The following is a 21,101-nucleotide window of genomic DNA, read 5'->3' as shown; positions in this document are numbered from 1 at the left end:
TATGCCATGGATAATAAAATAGACACAATTGTAATAGGTCATAACAATGGATGGAAGCAGTCAGTGAACATGGGAGAAAAGAACAACCAGAACTTTGTCCAGATACCTTTTAATATGCTTATAAATCAAATATACTACAAGGGTCAGGAACACAATATAAAAGTAATCATACAGGATGAATCATATACATCAAAATGCTCATTCCTTGACGATGAAACCATAGAAGAACATGAAACATACCTTGGAAAAAGAATAAAGAGGGGAATATTCAGATCTTCAAATGGAACATTGATACATGCAGATTTACAGGCTTCCTATAATATGATAAGAAAGGCAATCCCTGAAGCCTTCGCTGACGGGATAGAGGGTATTGGGTTGTATCCAAGAAGTTTAAGCATCCCTGAATTCATAGGGATGATAACTTCCAAAGGTGGATGTTAACCATGTTAACAGAAACCATAACCTAGCAGTTTTCAGCCTCGTGGGCGGATTTCTATTCGATAAGTTTTCGCCGAAAACCATAGTTGTGGCCTCGGTGCTGTTCTTCTCGATCTTCACCATAACGACAGGATATTCCGTCAACGCCATAGAACTGGTATTATCAAGAGTTCTTGTTGGCTTTGGTGTGGGGATGTTTCAGTCTGCATCAGTTGCTTTCCTGGGCGACGCTAACCCGAAATCAAGGGGAACTGGAGTAATGGTATGGGGAGTGATGGCAGGCCTTGGCCTACTCATCGCACCTTACATATTCGTGCCGTTCCATCATAACTACAGGATACCGTTTCTGATATCAGGTGTCATTGGCTTCGTCATATCCGCCATATTCTACATCTTCATACCGAACGTTTACAAGATGGAGAAGAGGGCTAGGAATCCTCTGAGAGAGATGATCAATGGATATTCCATCTTCCCAATGCTGGCCATGTTCTTCTTCGGTTTCACCCTGCTGAACGTTCTGGGATACTTTTCCTTCTTCCTTGAAAAGGTCGTTGGCTTCACGTACGGATCCACCGCCGTGATCGTCTCGGTGTTGGGAGTCGGAGGTATAGTCTTCGGTATACCTGCAGGTATTGCCAGCGATAGGCTGGGAAGAAAATACATACTTGTACTGGCGATAGCGCTGATATTCCTCTCGTCCATCCTCATGATATACTTACCGAGGAACCTTGCGGTCTTCATCGTTCTGACAATAGCCTTTGGTACTGGCTGGAGCATATATTCCATACTGAGTCCCGCAGCCGGACAGGACATGGTCCGTGATCAGGTTGTGGGATCCGTCAGTGGTGCCGTCTTGATGACGTTCAATATTGGTGGCATAATAGGACCATTACTCCTGGGTTATCTACTGACTAGGATGCCGTTCAGACCGGCCTTCCTGTACGCCGCCGTTATACCTGCATTCATTGCTCCTATCATAACTATAGCGATGAGATATCCGAAGAACGTGAAGGAGATCGTAAATGCTCAGTTAAAAGAAGAATCTACAATCTGAAGATGATAAATCAAAATTTTTATTCATATAATTCCTCTCTTTAATTTCTCGCAAGAACCATAAGATTAATTCAAATGAGAACCAGATTTTTCAGGCTTTCTCATCGACTATTAGAATCAATAGTTTGTTCAAAGTAAATCCATTAAATAATCATTAAGATGAATTTAATCATTCCAAATATTTTGATATAAAAATTGATGATATACTCATAATATTCTGATGAATTTTAGATTATTTTTCAATAAATTATGAAAATTTTAATAAGGCAAATAATTGTTTCAGGTGCATGCAATTATCTGACAATGCAAATACTACGTTGAAAAAGAACGTGATAGGCGAGTTCAGACTAATATGGCAGGCCATGGGTACGCTTTCCATTGCGGCGGATGCTGCGTACCTCCTTACAGGAGTTGCCCTGTTCGCTCTGGGTGCAACGCCTCTGTCCATACTGCTCGGAGTTGTCTTCTACCTGTTCATAATGAACACCGGATACCAGTTCTCCAAGTATATATCTTCAGCTGGTTCGTACTTCACGTTCGCATACAAATCTCTGGGCAAGACGGCCGGAGTCTTTCAGGCCTGGAACATGTTCTTCTATTCAATACTCGGATACGCCAGCTTCGGTTTCCTCGGCCTCGCATCCTTCATAAGCCTCATCAATCCATCGCTGAGCAGCACCTGGGTATGGATAGCCATAGCAGCTGCGGCCGCGGCCACAGCATTCTTATTCACATACTTCGGTATCAAGGTTGCGACGGACTATCAGATACTTGGAGGTCTCATAGAGATATCAGTGCTCATTGCAGGATCGATGGCGATAATTATATCGGCCGGCCATGCAAACACAATAGCCGTCTTCACAACGAAGTACATTCCAGGAGGTATCTCTCAGCTCTTCTATTCTATGATATACTCGGTCGTGCTCTTCTTTGGAACAACCCTGTCCATAACTTCACTTGCCGAAGAAACAAAGAATTCGCATGTGGCCGTCAGGAAGGCGCTGATATCAACGGTCATAGTTGCAGGCATAACCCTCATTCTTGTATCCTATGCATTCACCATCGGCTATGGGCCGGCAAACATGGCGAATTTTGCAACAGCACCAGATCCCGGTATAATGCTCTTCAAGAAGGTAAGCTATATACTGTTCATACTGCTCATAGCGGTGACGATAAACAGCTTCATGGGGTACAACGTATCGGTGAGCAATGCAAATTCCAGAGTTTATTACAGCTTTGCAAAGTCCGGAATTCTGTTTCTGCCAAAATCCCTCTCAAAGGTCCATCATAAATACGGCTCTCCATCGATATCAGCGATATTCGTATTCGGTCTCTCGCTTGTCATAGCCCTGATCTTTGGACTCATATTCGGTCCTGTGACAGGAGGGCTCGTCATGCTCTTCGCCAACGGATACTCAGCATATACCGAACACATAGTGGCCTCAATTGGCCTGCCCTTCTACGCTAAGAAGATGAAGGACTTCCACCTCATCCAGCACCTGATCTTTCCTGTAATAGCCATAGGCGTTCTCATCGCAGTCATGTTCTTCACACTCTATCCGGCACCACCCAGCTACCCGTACAACATAGCGGCTTACGTGGGCATCGCCTGGATACCAATATCAGCGATCATGACGTTCGTTGAGATGAAGATGCACCCAGAGAAGATCGAAATGTACATGCAGGAGACTGCCGCCCAGGGTGCTGAGGCTTGACAAATCACAAAATAAACATATATTTTTAAAAAATGATTTAATCTTTTATTCCGGAGGCGGAAGCGATATCTTGAGCAGATCCGCATGCTCCTGCGTTATGTTTTCCTCTGCGTATTTTTCAAGCTTCACCGATCCGCTCTCATCAATGCGTACCCTGTGGAAGAAGAACTTCTTTGCAGCAGCATCTGCGGTAAAAAGCCTTATCTCTGGGAGAGATCTTAGATAATTCTTCAGGTTCTGATCGCTGATGATAGAAGAAAGTTGCTTCGTTGCCAGCCATGCACGTACATGTATCAGTAACGCTTTCCTGAAGCCAGCGTTTCTCAGAGCATCTAGAGTCTTTCTGAACATTGCGCTTACTTCGCTCATCTTCTGTTCGCCACCAAACGCAATGTAGACGGCGTCGAAGTCTTTCTCCACTATTTTCCTGGCCGTGGAGTCGATGTCATCGCCATAGTCGAATATTGACAGCCTGTTCTCTGAATAGCCGTACTTATCGAAGAAGGCTACTGCAGCAGCCGTTGATATAGACTCACAGATCCTGTCTGGATAGCTGATTATTGCCACCTTCTGGAATCCCTGAAACTCGTACATGCCTACGAGCCTTCCCGTTAGGGAACGCAGGTAAACCTCCTGTTCCAGAGAAGCCCTGGAAGAAGCCATTTCATTTGTCATAAATGAGAATAACTATCAAAAATAAAAGACTATCGCCAAATATAACATTAAAATTGTTCATGAGTCATGATCATGAATAATAAGCTGGGTCTTGAACCCTAACGTATATTTCTATAACAGAAATCTAGATGCGTATTCGTTTCTGCCAACATTATGAAGACTGGGACTGCAGATAATTTATTAATTCTCAACAGATATGTTCAATCATGAATACCCACGATCTCTTGAAGGAGATGGCAGAATACAACGATGAACTGATCAACATGCGACGCTATCTACATGAGCATCCGGAACTCTCATATCAGGAAGTTAACACGGCAAAATACGTTGCCGACAAGCTCAGATCATTCGGTGTTGAGGTTAGGGAGCATGTCGGCGGAACAGGTGTTGTAGGATTGATAAGGGGCAAAACCGGAAGGATCACAATAGGCCTGAGAGCCGATATGGATGCCCTGCCAGTTGAGGAGCAGACGGGACTACCATTTGCGTCCAAGAACAAGGGTGTCATGCATGCCTGCGGCCATGATTCACACACCGCTATGCTCCTTGCTGCAGCCTATATCCTCTCAAAGCACAGAAACGAACTAGATGGAAACGTAAAGTTCCTATTTCAGCCAGCCGAGGAGGATGGCGGCAGAGGAGGTGCACTCCCGATGATCGAGGACGGCGCACTTGAGAACCCGCATGTCGATCATGTTTTCGGCTTACACGTGATGGGAGATTTTCCCGCTGGAACATTTGCCATCAGAGGAGGTGCGATAATGGCTGCACCAGATGGCTTCAAGATAACAGTCCACGGAAAAGGGGGACATGGCTCAGCGCCGGCCGATGCTGTCGATCCAATATATATAGGTTCAAATGTGATAAACGCACTTTATGGTGTCAGATCAAGGTTCATCGATCAGAGGAAGCCGGTCACCATATCGGTCTGCTCTGTACACTCCGGAACGAAGGATAACATCATACCGGACAATCTAGAAATGCTTGGAACCCTTCGAACACTGGATGAAGACCTACGTTCATCCATAAAGAAGAAGATAGCAGATACGGCCGCAGGAGTTGCTGCGGCTTTCGGAGCTAAAGCAGAAACTGAATTCATAGAAGACGCATATCCCGTGACGTACAACGATCCAAAGATCACTGAAGAGGTAAAGAAGGTTCTGGAGAGCATTGAGGGCATGAAGGTCATCGAGACTGAGCCGCTCATGGGCGGCGAAGATGTGTCCAGATTCCTCCAGAAAGCTCCTGGTACCTACTATTTCCTTGGAACTAGAAATGAGAAGAAGGGCATAGTTTATCCGAACCATAGCCCTAGATTCACAGTCGATGAGGATTACCTGAAATATGGCGCATTATCGCATGTCCTTGTTGCAATGCACTTTGCAGGCAAGTGAATATTCAAAATTGCGAATTTAAAGTATAATATATGGAGACAAATACATACTCAAGAATTTCAACCTCAAGGTGGAGGATGGGGAATTCTTCGTGATACTCGGTTCCTCTGGGAGCGGAAAAACAACGCTTCTCAGAAGCATAGCCGGTTTAATACCCATAGATGAAGGACGCATATACATCGATGGAAACGACGTGACGGATCTGTACCCATCTGACAGGAACATATCGATGGTGTTCCAGAACTTCGCCCTCTATCCTCACATGACTGTCTTCGATAACATATCGCTGAATCTGAAGATAAAGCACGTGCCCAGAGATGAGATAAAGAGAAAGGTGGATGAGGTTGCGGATATCCTTCACATAGGACAGCATCTGCAAAAATATCCGAAGCAGCTGTCTGGAGGTGAACAGCAGCGTGTTGGCATCGCAAGGGCAATGGTGAGAGATCCATCTGTTTTCCTGATGGATGAACCGTTATCCAACCTTGACGCGAAACTTCGACGGGAGATGCTTGGAGAGCTCAGATCATTCCATGAGAAGGTTAAAAAGACCATAATCTACGTGTGCCACGACCAGGACGAGGCAATGGCGCTGGCCGACAGGATACTGGTCCTCAACCAGGGCCAGATCATGCAGATGGGTACACCAGACGATCTCTACGATCATCCCTCAAACGTATTCGTGGCTGGATTCATAGGGAACCCGCCCATGAACATACTGGAATGCGATGCCGAGGAGAGGCCAGACGGATCGAGGATATATGTCATGGATGCTGGGCACCTGGATATGGACGATAAGATCCCCAGCGGAAAGCTGTTCATAGGCCTAAGACCGGAGATAATAGGCCTGGCTGAACACGAAGGCATATCGGCTTCATTCGACTATTTCATAAACTCGGGCCTCAACGCCGAGATCCACGCGAGGATTGGCGATACGCCCGTTAGAGCCGTTATTCCAAAGGAGGAGATGCCCGCGAATTTGAGGGATCTTCGGAATGGGGAGACCATCCATCTGAAGGTGAAACCAGGAACGGTGTATTTCTATGATAAGATCGATGGTTCAATCGTAAAGGAGGTCGATTACGGTGCTTCCAGAGAGATCAAGAAGGCTGATTGAGGAAATACGCGATCTGACAGAGGAGGATAACTACAGGGATATGCGGCACTGGGTAAGGACTCCTTACAGGCCGCTTGATTCCTACAGCTATACCATGGTCAAGGGGTCAAAGGCGCATTTCATAGCATATATGAACGGAACGATACGAAGATCGGACATGCACCGTTCCAGGGTCGGATACTGGAAGGATAATGTCAGCCACATCGCATCTCTTGACGGCAGTATCGATGGCAGGAAACTCTCAGATGCATTCAAGAAGTACGTGAGAGGCCTCGGCTACATCTACAGGCAGTACGCCGGTCTCGACAGGATCGACTACATCTCGGAGAGGGACGGATCGCTGCACATCATCTTATCCGGTACTGGCGACAGTGAACTGAATCTTGAATTCGATATCGGTCATACAATGGCATGGCCCTCCCACGCATCCGCAGAGAGATTTGATGTGAGTCTTGATGGAAACGGGTCCTGCATCACTTCGAATATATCAAAAACGTGCATCTCAGTGTACAGCGATGATGATGTTCGCATTCACTCGACCGGTGAGAATCTGCATCTGATCATAGGTGATCTGCATGGAGCTGAGATAGTTATCTCGGACGGCACGTACGAAGTATCAGACGATATGGAGTCGACGCTGAAATACCATGAGTCTGTGAAAGACATGGCAGTGCTTGAGACCCCGGACTTCAGGTTCAACAAGCTATTCCTCTGGGCAAAGCACGATATGCTTGAGTTCTACTCCGAGACGACAAGGGGAAATGGCTGGTTTGCCGGCTTTCCCGTTTACTCATGGTTCTTCGGCAGGGATGGTCTGTGGATGGCCCTCGCGGCCAACATGGTCGGACTGAGCGGGTTGACGCATGAGCATCTCAGGATGCTTCTGAGATACGCTGATGATGGGAGAATTCCCCATGAGATCGGTCTGGCTGACGATGGCGATCAGGGCTACACCATCGGTGAGACCAGGTTCAACACCATGTACATGTCGATAGACAGCAGCCCGCTTTGGCTTCTGGCCAATGCATCTCTTGAGAACTGGGATCAGAGACGATTTGATGACGATCACCTGAGGAAGGTATTCAACTTCATAACCAGCTGCGACATTGATGGCGATGGGCTCATTGAGAACGATTTCGGGCGTGGCCTGATCGGGTGGCCTGAGACCTGGGCCAACATAAGGAATGGAAAAACGGTGGATGTCAATGCCATCTGGCTTGAGGATCTGAGGATCTATGGGCCCAGGTTTGGCAACAACGGGTACGGTAAGATCAGGGACAGATACATGTCATTGTTCTTCGGCGATGCGGATCCGGTTGATTTCGTTGGAAGCGAACCACATGCCATATCCAGCGCCATGCAGTTTGTGCCAGGCCTCTTCATGAAAGACGAAGCGATTAGAAGAAGGATGGAGGACCTCTCGCGTGGAATAATGACACCATGGGGAATAAGATCCATGTCCGTATACGATCCCATGTACGATGGCGGCTATCATACAGGAACGGTGTGGCCCCTCATGACCGGATGGTTCGTAATCGCCGCATATGGGAATGGTCTTGCGGATCTGGCGTTCGAACAGCTGAAGTCGTTCGTGGATCTCGCATTTTCAGCTGATGACCCGGGGAGGATCAATGAGACGTATGATGCCATGCGCCCGCTCCCAACTGGACAGTTCGCACAGGGATGGTCCTCATCAATGTTCGTGCTCTCTATTCTTCAGGGCATGCTCAGCATGAATCCTGTATCATTCGATCCATCGGCATTCGCTGGAAAGCATCATCTGCCAGACGCCTGGAGAAATGTAAAACTGCACAGGATACCGTGGAGGGGAAAATTCTATAACCTTACATTCATCCGCGATGGATTCTCTCTTAAGGATGTAGCGGCGGAGAGTGCGGAAGAATGAAGCCATATACCATCATAGAATACCCTGAACACAGGCCGTTCACCATATCATCAAACCGTGGATACTTCATAGGCTATCTTGATCTCGTTCCGGATGGAATGGGGTATCATAAGAAGGGAGAGATGAACGGCCTCTGGTATCCCCCGCTGCGCGCCCTCAAGAACGTATATGTCAGCGATGGAGAGAGGATCCTCAAGCCTATCCGTGCGGAGATCGGATACAATAAAACGAAGTTCCTCTTCGATGGCTCCGATCTCGATATTTCGTTTGATGACGGTTCCGTTTTCACCGCCATGCTCACGAACAGGACGCAAGAAAGCAGGGTACTGGTGATCGAACTTCTTCCAGAAACCGTATGGTACAGCATAAACGACACGAGGGTGATCCCTAAGAAAAGAACTGTTACTGTGTACAGCTACATGTTCCCCGAGGTTTCCCTCCGGATAAGATCCACGGCTGATCTCTCGATCGAAGGTTCAAGACTTACGATCCATTCTAACCGACGGACTTCGGTCAGAGTATGGGCTAACTCAATAATATCGGGAGAACAGCATATGAAGATGAACGGCTACGCTGACATAGACAGGTTCTCCGTACTCATAAGCAGGGATCGGTATCTCTCCAGAAACTTCAGGCTGGCTAAGGACAACATGATCAGGCTCTCCTTGATGGTTCCCGGAATCGGGTACGGCATCATGGCTGGGCATCCAGATTTTCCATGGTTCTTTGGAATCGATACGCTTCTGTCAATCAATGGTATGCTGGATTCAGGTCTCTTCGATCTCGCGTTCGGATCCCTCAACGTACTTGCCAGATTCAGCAGATCAGGTAAGATCCCGCATGAGGTGCTGACAAGCGGTAAGGTCTATAACGATGGTGATCTGGAGGAAACCGCGATGTTTCCCTATGCGGTTTTCAGATACGCCCGGTGGACAGGACATGATGAAAAGGTCAAGCATCTTGTCCAGACCGCCTCAGAATCCTTTGATTACCTCTTCAACTCTGGTTATCGAGGAAGGGGGATAATGGAAGATCCAGATGCTGGAACGGGCGTGGACATAGATACGGTATCCTTCACCATCATGTCTCTCAAGGAATTTGAGAAAATGATGACTTTAGACCAGCATATCGTTGGCGAGATTGCTGATAGGATCAGGCCAAGGGAAAAAATCGGCGATCTTATGAAGCTCCTGCGTTCGTTCTGGATGCCGGAGAAGAACACCTTTGCGAACAGGATTGTGGATAGAGTCCCGTTTGACCTCGGATTCTGGACTTCTATAGTTCCATTCTATGCCGGACTCCCAGATCCAGAACTTTACGGAAGGTTCGTTTCCGATCAGGGAGGCCTCTCGCGTCTCTCAAGTATCTACGGAATAAGGGTGGACGCAAATGGAAACTCCATGCCTATAAACACCGGAATGTTTGTACTTGGTGCCATCAGATATGGTGATATCGAGAGGGCATCAGAATACTTCAGAAAGCTGAACGCTTCGCTGGGTTCTTTCTCACCCAATTCCTATCCCGAGATAATCAATAATCCGCAGGGCTGCTATCTTCAGGCATGGTCTGCAGCAATTTACTTGGAATCTGTTGTTGAGGGCTTCTTTGGTGTGCATCCTGAAGGCGATAGGATCGTCTCCATACCGCATTCTGCTGATGTAATTCCATCTGATACCAGGATAAGGAATCTAATATTCCGCGACGGCAGTTATGAATTTAAATTATGAACGCTAATCTTTTTTTGACAAATAGGACATGATATCATCAATTTCTCTGCTCCAATGAGGTGATGGTGAATGATCTCATCATCACGTCCTCGATCTGGGAGTCATAGCCTCCAACCGTGTATCTGCCATTTTCCGTATTGAACGTGAAATTTATGATCTCCGTATCAGAGTTTATATCAGTGATCTCTCCGTCAGAAGAGAAGTGTTCTCCCGTAGAACGCATGATACCATCTAGAACGCCTCTTATCCTGATCTTTCCATTGAATATCCTCCTCAGATCGCTGATCAGTATCCTCTGCGAATAATAGGTATAAGGTGCACCTATTGAATGGCTCTTTATCTCATTGCCCCTGTACCACCCTATGAAGAAATTATGAGTTATGAACCACGACATATCCTTATCCCTTATGACGTACCCGTATCTCTCGATATCAGTGTTCATGGCGACGCTCCTCGGCATGAATACAGAGTTCTTCTCATCCGAAATAACCGTGAAGAACTGGCCTGGCATGACATATCTTACGTCTATATCCAGATCACGGAACTGTTCCTTGAACGCGCTCAGATCCACTTCCTGGCCGAAGAAAAGCAGCTCAACGCGGCAGCCCTCGCCTATCTTCCTAAGAAGAGGCTCCCTTATATATGAATAGAGTTCCTGCGTCGTCTCTATCTCCAGTGTCTTCTTCGTTTCGTTGATGAGTTCTATGGAATTGTTTATAACGCTCCTGATATTCTTCGCATTTATCAAGGCGGTCGTCTCACGCCTTGTTTCCATGGCACGGTTGGCCCATGTGAGAAAATACCTTCTGTTTCTGCTGAGTATCTGCTCTCTGGCCTCCACGACGGCTTCTGGATCCAGTGCTTCGTATTTCTTGGGACGCCCTAACAGCACATTTATAAATCCTTTTCTTTCAAGGCTCGATGTTATATCATATAGTTGAGGCTGCCTTAGAGGCACATAGCGGAGTATGTCCTGTGCAGCCATACTTCCATATTCGAGAAGCAGAATGTAAACCCTTGATTCATTCTCGGTTAGACCGAGATCCTGGAGTATAGATATTATGTTTGCATGGTCTGGATTGCCACCTAGATCAGCATCAGTCATGACGCCCAGGTATCACCAATGCGGATATAATTTTATACTAACTATATATTGTATAATAGATACCATCATAAAAGGTAGATTTCAAAAAAATGATCATACGGATCCATTTTTAACATATTCTGATGCAGACGTTATATCCTATACGACCTGCTTTGCCTTCATCTCCTCAAACAGCTTTCTGGTGCCACTCATGCCAAGCCTGAGCTTTTCAGGCTTGAGCGGCCTTTTCGCAGCATCTATTATACGTTCAACCTCCTGGTATGTGTGAATACCACCTGCAGCCTTGATCCCTATTTCTGATCCCAGTTCCCGCGCAACATCAGACATCATCTCCACGTTTTCAGGAGTCGCTCCAGTTGCATTCCCAAGCGAGGTGCAGTAGTCCCTCTCGGCGAAACCAGTACTGGTCTTTATGAAGTCCGGATCAGCCCCTATCACCATCCTGTATACCTTCTGCTTCTCCTCGCGCGTCAGGTATCCATCCTCCGTTATGATTTTAATGACCAAACCATGATCCCTCGCTGCACCAACGATAGCCCTCAGGTCAGCGTCGACATAATCCCAGCGATGAGATTTCACATATCCCAGAGGAACGACCACATCGACCTCGTCAGCGTATTCTGAATCGCCTATGATCAGCTCCCTTGAGGAAGTTGAGAGCGATCCAAACGGGAAATCCAGAGTGATATCAAGCTTGATGCCGTATTTCTTATCGTCCAGATAACTCCTGGCGAATTGTCCATAAATGGGTTCAATGCACACTGCGTAATTGCCCATTTCATGCGCTTCCTCTATGAGCCTAGAAATATCGTTCTCGGTCAGATACGGCTTGAGCCCGCTGTGATCCACTAACCGCATCACATCTCCAATGCTGTACTTCATCAGATCATCCCTTCAGGTAAGAATACGCCTCCCTTGAAAGTTGCTCTTTGTACTCCATGGCCCTTTCCCATGTCTTCTTCCTTATGAGGCCTAGATAGCCACCGAGGAACATCAGCATGAATATGATCGAACTGGTGAAGGCAAGAACTGGCCCATACTTTATGAAGAGTGCACCCTCGATGATGGAGTTGAACGCACCGACGAAGTTAAGTGAACCATTGTAGATTCCATAAACCGTAGCCGATGTACCTGCAGGTGCGAGATCTACAGCGTTGACGGCCCAGGATCCAACGGTAAGATTCATCAGACCGCTTCCAACACCCAGAAATACCGCCGTGCCTATGAGATTGTGTGCTTTCCCAGTGAAGTATGAGAGACCTACCATTATGATCATCAGAACCATGGGTATTATGGCTCCCAGTCTCCTCGCAAGCGGCTTATTATCAGGAAATCTGCGGAGAAGGCCATCGTTGAACGGACCAGAACCAAGGAAACCCGCTATGAGCGCCACATCGATTGCTGCCGAGTACAGGCCGCTCTTCTCGACGGTGTGTGCAAATGTTGAGAACATAAGAGGAGGAAGCCAGTAGAGGAATGTGAAGAGAACGTATCCGAATGATAGAAAGACAAGGAATGTGCCCCATCCTGCCTGGGTCCCAAATATCATCCTTGCTGATATCCTCCAGCTCACCTTGGATGGAAGGACCTTCTCCTCCTTCTCCTCGTCCGTCTTTCCCTCTCTTATATACGCAAGCTCCTCGCTGTTCACCTTGGAATCATCCGCAGGCCTGTCCCTTACGTAGAAGTACCATATTGCAGCGAAGATAAGACCGAGAACACCGAAGAGTATGAATGCAGCCGGCCATCCAAACAGCGTCACGAGAATGCCGCCTGCAATGAGACCTATGACAGGACCGACAGCCTGTCCTGCGCCGGCAAGTGTAAAGGATTTCGATTCATCGTACCTGTTTGCCCATCCCTTGACGACCTTGGAATTTATCGGCCAGACCGGACCTTCTCCAGCACCCATTATGACACGGACTATCGCCATCGATATGAAGTTGAAGGTTGCTGCAGTGAGCGCAGTGAATACGGACCATACCGCGAACATGGTTGTCATCGATTTCCTCAGACCGAGCTTGTCCACTATCCAGCCTCCAGGGAAATTGAAGATAGCGTACGAAAGAGACCAGAAGAATAGTATCAGGGAGATGTTATGAACGGCCGTCGCGCTCAGCACGGTAGTAGAATGAGACCATCCGAAGCTGTAGGCGAAAGCCGGTTCCGATACGATCCAGATCTCTCGATCGGCGTAGTTGAAGAGTATCGCCAGAAAAAGAAGAGAAACTATGACCCAGCGCACCTGACTCCTTTTCATTTCGTTCCTATGAGCCTGAATTACTTTTTCCTCTTCCACGATGGATCAACGGCTTAGATCTATTTATTAATTTTGTTCGATATATGTTAAAGAATAGTTATATAAATTATGCTATCATAGTATATTAATAATATTTTAGCATATATGTTTAAATAATAAGCGTTATAATTGACAAAGTTATGAGACTGCATGAATGCACAGGAAACGGTAATAGCTTCCACCATACTGATATTCATCCTTTCTGCTGTCCTCTCTGTCTTTCTATCCTTGAATTATCTCAGAAATCAAAAAAGATCATCACTGTTCTGGTCAATCGGTATGTGGCTTTTTGCGTTTTCAGTCCTTCTTGAGATCCTGTTCGCCATTGGAATCTTCAACCAGCCGTTGATAAGATTATACCTGTTCGCAGTGGCCGAACTTGTTCTATTCCTTTCATTCGGATCCGCTAACCTATTGAATGGACGGTGGCTTCGGTACTATTACGGGTACTCTATAGCTGTGTCGATCTATCTTGCCATTTCGCTGATGTTGTTTCCGGTCCAGAGAATAATACTTCATTATGTTGTTTTCGGTCCACTTCCGCTCAATGATACAATAGCCTCATCGCTTATCACATTCCCTGCGGCCATAGTGATCATAGCGATGGCAGCCATGAGCTACAGAAAGAGCAGGAACTACAGGCTTGTTTCCATCATACTTGGCGTCATAATCGTGAGCATTGCCGGAACTCTGTATATAGCGAAATTTCCAGCCTTCCTGTACTATGCAGAATTCATAGGTATTCTGCTGCTCTGGATAGGGTTCTTCGATGCAAGATCAGTGATCAGAAAGAAGCCTGAAAATCAGTAAAATCATCGAGGAGATGCAAAATATTATCTATATCTGCGACGTTATTTTTTCCATGAATTTTGCAATTGTGGGTGCAGGGAATATCGGAAGAGGCATAGCCCAGAATCTGATAGAAAACGGACATGAAGTGGAAATAATGGATAAGAGTCACGACTCTCTGGACAGGATCCGCGACATGATGCCAAAGGTTAGGACAATAGAATTCGATGTTATGGATCGATCATCTTACAGGAAGCTCGATAACTACGATGTTGTGATAAGCGCCTTACCGGGCAGCGTAGGCATGCAGTTTCTCAGGAACGCTGCGAAAACCGGTAAGAAAATAATCGATGTATCGTACACGGAAGAGGATCCAGTTGAATTGGACAGTATAGCGGAAAACTCAGGAACGGTGATAGTTCCGGATATGGGATTTGCCCCTGGACTAACCAACGCAATTGCTGGCTACTTCACGGCTGATCTTGAGAGCATAGAGAATGTGAAGATCTACGTAGGAGGTGTACCTGAGAAGCCTTTGCCTCCATTGGATTATACGATCACGTGGTCGGTCGAGGGCCTCATAGACGAGTACACAAGGCCCGCTCGCATAGTGAGAAACGGTAAGCAGATTCAGGTTGAGGCGCTGTCTGGAATAGAACGGATTAGCATAGGGGATTACGGTGAGATGGAGGCATTCTACACCGATGGCCTCAGGAGCCTTGCCCGGAACATAAGATGTTCAGGAGATATGTTTGAGAAGACGATCAGATATCCGGGCCATGCAGAAAAAATTGCAGTCATTCGCGATATGGGTTACTTTGACAGGACAAAAATTTCGGGATGCAATCTGACCATGTTCGAAATCTCTGAACAGCTGTTCATGAAGCGTCTTTACCGGCCAGAAATACATGATGTGGTGCTGATGAGGGTGATGGTATCCGGGAAGAAGCTCGGAAATCCAGTGAAGAGATCAGCTGAGATGGAGGTCCACTACGATACGGCCAGAAGCAGAACTGCCATGGACATCACCACATCGCTTCCGGCCAGCATCACCGCAGAATTTCTCTCTGGCCAGGTCAATGTTCCTTCCGGTATACTGTTTCCTGAAGAACTTGGCAGGGATCGAAATTACTTCGAACAACTGACAGATAGTCTCCGAAGGAAAGGTGTAAATTTGCAAATAACGGTAAAATAAATCACCTATAACTTTTATTTAGATTGAAGACTAAAGATCAAATATGATCTTTGCATATCCTTCTTCCGGCTTCACTGCAAGATCGCTGTATGTAACCGCTTTAATAACATTTCTGTATTCTATGCCTTCGGGTATCTCAGACCCATAGAAATAAGCATCGAGTTCTCCATCGCTGTATTTCGATGTTATACGATAATAAAGTATGTAATAAGTATCAAGATAAAAAAGAACTCGCGATAAGAGATTAACCATTATATCCTCTGGGGTTTTTCCCGATATGACTTCATGCATCTTTCTGTTCTCCTTAAGTCTGGATACATCAACTATTAGATCGGCCATCGCATAGACTGCGTTCGAGAAAAGTTCCTCATAGGTCTTGCCATAGACGATAACGCCGATATCGCTCTCATGATCAACGACTTCGTAGCTCAACGTCTGGTTATCATCAGAATACATAAAAAATTTTCATTATCCAGTCGATATCCGCAGAATCATGATGAATTTTATAGTCCATATTCCCTATGAGATTGATCTGGAGAGATGGATTTTCAGTACCCCCATCGATTTTTTAAACAAAGAAGCCATATATGTTCATGGCAAGCAAGAAAACAATAGATGTGAATGGACTAACGAAGGGTGGCCCATACTCACATGCCGTCATATCGGGAAATCTCGTCTTCGTTTCAGGCCAGACCGGAAACACACCAGACAAAGATACAAACTTCAGTGAGCAGTTTCAGAACGCCATATCCAGAATAGATGAAATACTGAAAGCCTGTGGATCTGGACTACAGAATATTCTCAAGGTAACTGTATATCTTTCCGATGCTGGTTTTTTCAAGGAGATGAATGATCTCTTCGCAAAGTACTTTCCCAACAATCCTCCGGCCAGGACAACGGTAATTGCAGGCTTTGTTTCGAAAGGAGTCTATGTCGAGCTGGATGTGATTGCAGCATTGTGAGCTGATCTTCAAAGCTCTGAGGCTTGAGTCTCCGTGAACTGCCTCTGCCTGCACGGATATGAACAATAAAGGCAAAGCATCTCCGCGGGCATCGACTCTGCACAGCTATGGAGGGAATAAATTCTACCATTGGGTAAAGCCCATGCATCTCCTGCTCGAATGAGATTTTGCAGCTTCCCCCAAACCTTCAACACTCGTATAAATGAAAAATAATATCTGTTATTATTCACAAGAATAATCAGTTTTTCCCTATAGATCCTGTTATCGCTGGTTTTCCTGCAAATGCGACTCTGTTTATGAACACGCCAATGAAGGATCCACCTAAGGCCATCATCCCATCTAACAGTATCGCTATTATCACCAGAATGTTTCCATTTATACCTGCTATTGATCCAACATAAAACATCAGCCGCATCAAACCGTCCATCATAAGAGGTATTTCAAAGATTATGAATGCGGTCATCGAGATGAGGGTCGACGCCGTGATCGAGTACATCGGTTTAATGCTCACAAATGCAGTGGCAAGGATACCGGCTATCATCACACCATACCAGAAGCCGGAGAACAGGAAGAATATTGTTAAGGCGAGACTGATCGCGAGCACGATCAGAACCCCATAAACGCCTTTCATTCTGTCACCTCCAGAGTCATAGTATCCATTACGTTCTTTGTGGGAAAAGAGGAGACTGATGGATAGAACAGCAATGGAAGGTACTGACCATTTATCCAGTAGTTGATGTAATGCAACAGGATAGAATTTGTATCCCTATAAACTACCGAGAAGGGCGATGATTTCACCAGACCATGGATGCTATCCACCATGTCTCCTTCATATGCTGCATTCCTTGGAAGCATGTACCTCCTTCCTTCCCAGACGTAAGATGCCTGTTTCACCGTATCGGCATATGGTATAAGCACCGCCATACCGCCATGTGTAACATATCCGTCCGATGCTGGCTTCAATATGTTTAAACCGTTCAGGCTCAGCGATGAGACAAAAGCGCCCCGTCGTGATACGCGACACAATGATGAACTGTATCTCAGCTCTTCCATCCAGCTTCCGCCCTCTCGGAGTGCAGGACCCTTGACAATCCGTCCACGAGCAGGCGTACATCGTCCTGATCCAGGCACTGCGGATTGATGTACAGCTTATCGTTGATGCAGTATGTATACACCGGGACAGGAAGTTTCCTTAGTCTGGATGAGATCTCATCGGCCGAGATTCTATTGTGGAATGTCACCTGCACGCGCGGTATCACCACGGGCCTCGGATGATTCCAGTCTGGTCTTATGACATCTACAGAGATATCCGGATAAATGCCTGATATCATCTCCGCTATGGAATCTGCCATTTTCTTCCGTTCAGAGAGCCATGCATTTTCGTCAAAGTTCATGTAGTTCTCAATGGCCACCACCATGGAAACTATGGTCTCCTTGCTCACCTTCATAGGCCTGCCGATGAATATCCTCGTACCCTCGGGAAGATCTTCCTCGCTCAGCGGCCCTATATCCTCAACAGCCTGGATTATATCTCTCCTTCCGATCATGAGACCTGAGTTGCTGAGACCGCCCAGCATCTTCCCCCCGCTGAATAGAACAAGATCGGATCCCATTCTGAAATACCTCGTCAGGTTGTCCCTTGGTGGAATCTCAGCCGCCGCGTCAACGATAACAGGAATGCCGTAGGAATGCGCGATCCTGATCACGGATTCAAGCGGTAGCTCATTCTTGATGGGATCGAACGCGTAATGCATGACTGCAAGGATCCTTCCGGAGTTGGCCTCTATGAGGCTGCGTAGGGATTCTTCGGTAACACCAGTATCATCGCCGAACTCAACTATACTTGGCCCTGCCATGTAGATCAGATCCCTGAACTCGCTTCTATGTGGTTTCTGGACCGCAACGATCATCTTTCTACCCTGCTCCAGCAAATCTTTTACATACCTGACACCCGTCTTCAGATGTATGAGGCCGGCAATGCCCAGCACGGTACCTGATGCTGCACCGGCTGTTATGAATGCCGCATCCACACCCAGCCTCCTCGCTATGTACTCGGATGCTGTTCTCGATAGCTCCTCGACATTCAAAAATATGTCATTCACATATTTCATCGACTCAATGACCTCATCGGATACCGCATTTCCGCCTAGGAATGTCATGGTTCCGATTCCGTTGACAACACGCATCGATCTTACCAGTTTCAGAAAATCAGACAGGATCGAATTGTCCTTATCGATCATATCAGAAGCAGACCTCCGTCAACTATTATATCAGCTCCATTCACGTAGCTCGCGGCCCTTGAGATAAGGAACAGAACAACTGACGTGATCTCATCGGCCTCGCCGCGCCTTCCCAGTACACTTTCCCTGGCGTATTCCCTCTCAACATCCTCTGGCTTCATGTCCCTCAGCCTGGCCTGTTCCAGGATATCTGCATCGTTCATTGGTGTTCGGATATTCCCTGGACTCACGCTGTTCACCCTTATGCCGAAGCGGCCAAGATCGGCGGATAGTGCCTTTGTCAGCGCAAGGATGCCACCCTTTGTCATCGAGTAGAGCGGGTGTCCGGCCTCGGGACGCTGACCTGAAACGGACGCTATGTTCACTATGGATGGAAATTCTGACCTCTTCAGTAGTGGAACGAACTGCTTGGTCATCAGAAAGTAGCCCCTCAAATTGACATCTGTTATACGATCAAAATCAGACTCCGTGGATTCCTCTATTCCCCTGTAGAAGTAGATGCCTGCATTGTTGATCAGGAAGTCCACGTGATCCGATCTTTCAACCACGCGATTCCAGAGACGCTTCACATCCTCAGAGGACGATGTGCTTCCCCTAATCTGATGAAATCTCGCTTCCGTTTCCTCCTTCTCCTCAAACCTGGTATCGATGCCAAACACCTCGGCCCCGTACCTGACAAGTGCATCTGATATTGATCTTCCTATACCCTGAAATGCCCCTGAAACTACACCTATCTTCCCTCGGAAGTCAAAGCTGTAGTCCACAGGTAACTTACCATCGATCATTCAGCAACCTCCTCCGAACCTGATACCATGCTCTCCAGACGATGCTTACTGTGCAGATAAATTATATAGATAAGCGAGGCTATGAGCAGGGCGAATATGACATAAAGACCGGCCAGATAGGGCTCACCTATGCCGATATACGATGTTAGGTCGGCGTATATGAAAAGAGCAGCCGCAGCGATTGTGGGCACGAGCGTGTATGATGCCACCCTGGCTGTAAGCCTCCTGTACAGTCTTCGGAAGAACGGCACTGAAGAGGCATCGGCAATTAGGTGCTGAAGGACCCACATGAAGGTAGTCAGGGCACCGAACAGGAAGAGCGAATAGAAGATACCCTGTGAATATCCGTAAATGCTGACGAGAACTATCGGACTGACCACGGTGAGCACAGAGGTCACCGCGAGCTCGAAGATTGCAGCATAAACGGGCGTTTTATACCTCCTGTGTGTCCTTGAGAAGCTCCTGGGGAATACGAATCTGTCCCTTGCCATTGCATATATTAATCTTGCTCCGCTCATTCCGCCGACTATCCCCGCCCATATCTGGCCCATGAGTGCAATTACTATGAAAACAAGCGTACCGATGCTCCCAACGTATACACCGAATGCGACCACTGCCGGATTCCAGTCAGAGGAAAGAGATGATGCATTTGACAGACCAACGGCAGCCACCTCGGCATATGTGACGATGACGCTAACCACGGTCAGTATAACAATGGAGAGTATTATGGATTTCCAGACGGTTCTCTCACTTGTCTTGGTCTCTTCCGCGAAGTAGAATGGTGCATCGTATCCGGTGAAGAAAAGAAAACCAGCCGTAACCGATGCAAACATCACGCCTGTGATGCCGGCAGGTGCTCTGGCGATGTTGAATGCCTGAATACTGTTGTATGGTGTGCGGGCTATGGTTATGAACGAGAATATCAGGACTATCAGTATCTGCAGAGCGACTATGATGAGGACAGAGATGCCGGATATCCTGATGTCCAGAACTGTGAAGAGGAACATGAGAAACGTTGATATCAGAGCAACTATGATGTAGAGCGCAAGCGGGATGGTGTATCCATAGAGTTCTGAGATAGCGGTCGAAAGTATGTAAGACACTGCAACCACAGAGACGACGTCCATCAGTATGTAATAGAAAAGGTTCACGAGTGCGACATATTTTCCAGCCGCAGGACCAAAACCCCTTTCTGCGAAACCATAATAACCTCCGGCAAAGCTCACATGCCTAGAGAACATGAGTGCTGGAACAGAAACGAGGAGTATGGCAAGCGCAGCAAAAATGGGAACAACGGGCGCAGCGAATCCTGCATACACAACGGCACCTGCACCATTGGAAACCGCAAAGGCAAGCGGGTATATCGAACCCATTGAAAGAGCCACGAGAGTCCAGAGTCCAAGCTCTTTACCCTTAAGGGATGTTTCTTCACTCAACTGATCACCACTGTATCATGCGGATACTCGATAAGAACCACAATCCTTAACTTTTAATTCATACGTATATAAATTTGCATTAATACGAGTATTTAACTTGATTATTTCCAGAACATTATGTCTATAGACCAGGAAAAGAATCGATTAAAAAATAAAATTTCGATCCGGAATACCCGGAAGGAAATATCACATGTCAGGATTCTGCGAGGATATTACGGGGACAGGGTCTTCTAGTTTCTGCCCTATCTCCTCCTCAGTGAGCTTC

The 21,101-nt window shown here is 46.7% G+C and carries 20 protein-coding genes; 10 read left to right on the top strand and 10 right to left on the bottom strand.

The window, feature by feature from the left end; genetic code table 11:
• From F6Q11_RS06665 to F6Q11_RS06655, 3 genes are all read left to right on the top strand, one after another.
• Positions 1 to 441: IS200/IS605 family accessory protein TnpB-related protein (locus F6Q11_RS06665; protein ID WP_297027550.1), on the top strand; the 441-nt coding region annotated here is incomplete at its 5' end.
• Complete coding sequence (locus F6Q11_RS06660) at positions 431 to 1,492, top strand: MFS transporter (protein WP_297027548.1); 1,062 nt, start codon at positions 431 to 433, stop codon at positions 1,490 to 1,492. The genes F6Q11_RS06665 and F6Q11_RS06660, both read left to right, overlap by 11 nt.
• 286 nt (positions 1,493 to 1,778) lie before the next feature.
• The gene (locus tag F6Q11_RS06655; protein ID WP_297027545.1) at positions 1,779 to 3,206 is read left to right on the top strand and encodes an APC family permease; all 1,428 of its coding nucleotides are present in this window, start codon (positions 1,779 to 1,781) and stop codon (positions 3,204 to 3,206) included.
• 45 nt (positions 3,207 to 3,251) lie between these two features.
• On the opposite strand, the gene F6Q11_RS06650 is transcribed toward F6Q11_RS06655, so the two are convergent.
• A complete protein-coding gene (locus F6Q11_RS06650; protein WP_297027543.1) occupies positions 3,252 to 3,881 on the bottom strand; it encodes a hypothetical protein in 630 nt (209 codons plus the stop codon).
• Between the two features lie 206 nt (positions 3,882 to 4,087).
• Between F6Q11_RS06650 and cpsA the strand changes: the two genes are divergently transcribed.
• The 4 genes from cpsA to F6Q11_RS06630 are packed head-to-tail and all read left to right on the top strand — an operon-like array spanning position 4,088 to position 10,025.
• Positions 4,088 to 5,275: a carboxypeptidase CpsA gene (gene cpsA / locus F6Q11_RS06645; protein ID WP_297027541.1), complete on the top strand. Its 1,188-nt coding sequence runs from the start codon at positions 4,088 to 4,090 to the stop codon at positions 5,273 to 5,275.
• Between the two features lie 25 nt (positions 5,276 to 5,300).
• Positions 5,301 to 6,392, top strand: a complete 1,092-nt coding sequence (locus F6Q11_RS06640) for an ABC transporter ATP-binding protein (RefSeq protein WP_367119336.1) — start codon at positions 5,301 to 5,303, stop codon at positions 6,390 to 6,392.
• Positions 6,361 to 8,298, top strand: a complete 1,938-nt coding sequence (locus tag F6Q11_RS06635) for an amylo-alpha-1,6-glucosidase (protein ID WP_297027539.1) — start codon at positions 6,361 to 6,363, stop codon at positions 8,296 to 8,298. The genes F6Q11_RS06640 and F6Q11_RS06635 overlap by 32 nt, the downstream gene beginning before the upstream one ends.
• On the top strand, positions 8,295 to 10,025 hold the full coding sequence (locus tag F6Q11_RS06630) for a hypothetical protein (RefSeq protein WP_297027537.1): 1,731 nt from the start codon (positions 8,295 to 8,297) through the stop codon (positions 10,023 to 10,025). Before F6Q11_RS06635 ends, F6Q11_RS06630 begins: the two co-directional genes overlap by 4 nt.
• A gap of 37 nt (positions 10,026 to 10,062) precedes the next feature.
• Here F6Q11_RS06630 and F6Q11_RS06625 read toward each other — a convergent pair whose 3' ends face one another.
• The 3 genes from F6Q11_RS06625 to F6Q11_RS06615 form a co-directional block, all read right to left on the bottom strand.
• A complete protein-coding gene (locus tag F6Q11_RS06625; protein WP_297027534.1) occupies positions 10,063 to 11,130 on the bottom strand; it encodes a TrmB family transcriptional regulator in 1,068 nt (355 codons plus the stop codon).
• Positions 11,131 to 11,268: 138 nt separating this feature from the next.
• Positions 11,269 to 12,012, bottom strand: a complete 744-nt coding sequence (gene deoC / locus F6Q11_RS06620; RefSeq protein WP_297027531.1) for a deoxyribose-phosphate aldolase — start codon at positions 12,010 to 12,012, stop codon at positions 11,269 to 11,271.
• 4 nt (positions 12,013 to 12,016) lie between these two features.
• Positions 12,017 to 13,429: an MFS transporter gene (locus F6Q11_RS06615; protein WP_297027529.1), complete on the bottom strand. Its 1,413-nt coding sequence runs from the start codon at positions 13,427 to 13,429 to the stop codon at positions 12,017 to 12,019.
• 150 nt (positions 13,430 to 13,579) lie between these two features.
• On the opposite strand from F6Q11_RS06615, the gene F6Q11_RS06610 reads away from it, so the two are divergent.
• Positions 13,580 to 14,239 (top strand): hypothetical protein, encoded by a 660-nt coding sequence (locus tag F6Q11_RS06610; RefSeq protein WP_297027527.1) that lies wholly within the window; start codon positions 13,580 to 13,582, stop codon positions 14,237 to 14,239.
• A gap of 52 nt (positions 14,240 to 14,291) precedes the next feature.
• Positions 14,292 to 15,413 carry a saccharopine dehydrogenase family protein gene (locus F6Q11_RS06605; protein WP_297027524.1) on the top strand — a complete coding sequence of 374 codons (1,122 nt, stop codon included), beginning with the start codon at positions 14,292 to 14,294 and terminating at the stop codon, positions 15,411 to 15,413.
• A gap of 30 nt (positions 15,414 to 15,443) precedes the next feature.
• On the opposite strand, the gene F6Q11_RS06600 is transcribed toward F6Q11_RS06605, so the two are convergent.
• Positions 15,444 to 15,845 carry an archease gene (locus tag F6Q11_RS06600; protein ID WP_297027522.1) on the bottom strand — a complete coding sequence of 134 codons (402 nt, stop codon included), beginning with the start codon at positions 15,843 to 15,845 and terminating at the stop codon, positions 15,444 to 15,446.
• A 161-nt stretch (positions 15,846 to 16,006) separates the two neighbouring features.
• Between F6Q11_RS06600 and F6Q11_RS06595 the strand changes: the two genes are divergently transcribed.
• Positions 16,007 to 16,375 carry a RidA family protein gene (locus F6Q11_RS06595; RefSeq protein WP_297027519.1) on the top strand — a complete coding sequence of 123 codons (369 nt, stop codon included), beginning with the start codon at positions 16,007 to 16,009 and terminating at the stop codon, positions 16,373 to 16,375.
• 238 nt (positions 16,376 to 16,613) lie between these two features.
• Here F6Q11_RS06595 and F6Q11_RS06590 read toward each other — a convergent pair whose 3' ends face one another.
• Genes F6Q11_RS06590 through F6Q11_RS06570 form a run of 5 tightly spaced genes read right to left on the bottom strand, consistent with a single transcriptional unit; the run spans position 16,614 to position 20,836 of the window.
• Positions 16,614 to 17,006: a hypothetical protein gene (locus F6Q11_RS06590; RefSeq protein WP_297027516.1), complete on the bottom strand. Its 393-nt coding sequence runs from the start codon at positions 17,004 to 17,006 to the stop codon at positions 16,614 to 16,616.
• Positions 17,003 to 17,428, bottom strand: a complete 426-nt coding sequence (locus F6Q11_RS06585; protein ID WP_297027513.1) for a hypothetical protein — start codon at positions 17,426 to 17,428, stop codon at positions 17,003 to 17,005. Before F6Q11_RS06585 ends, F6Q11_RS06590 begins: the two co-directional genes overlap by 4 nt.
• Entirely contained in the window at positions 17,416 to 18,615 is a 1,200-nt protein-coding gene (locus tag F6Q11_RS06580) for an aminotransferase class V-fold PLP-dependent enzyme (protein ID WP_297027510.1), read from the bottom strand. The genes F6Q11_RS06585 and F6Q11_RS06580 overlap by 13 nt, the downstream gene beginning before the upstream one ends.
• Positions 18,612 to 19,400, bottom strand: a complete 789-nt coding sequence (locus tag F6Q11_RS06575) for an SDR family NAD(P)-dependent oxidoreductase (protein WP_297027505.1) — start codon at positions 19,398 to 19,400, stop codon at positions 18,612 to 18,614. Before F6Q11_RS06575 ends, F6Q11_RS06580 begins: the two co-directional genes overlap by 4 nt.
• Positions 19,397 to 20,836, bottom strand: a complete 1,440-nt coding sequence (locus tag F6Q11_RS06570; RefSeq protein WP_297027503.1) for an APC family permease — start codon at positions 20,834 to 20,836, stop codon at positions 19,397 to 19,399. The genes F6Q11_RS06575 and F6Q11_RS06570 overlap by 4 nt, the downstream gene beginning before the upstream one ends.
• Between the last annotated feature and the right edge of the window lie 265 nt (positions 20,837 to 21,101).

Origin of the sequence: Thermoplasma sp., from assembly GCF_008709555.1 — an archaeon.
In the GTDB taxonomy this organism is placed as follows: Archaea; Thermoplasmatota; Thermoplasmata; order Thermoplasmatales; family Thermoplasmataceae; genus Thermoplasma.
This window is presented reverse-complemented; position numbering and strand designations above follow the sequence as displayed.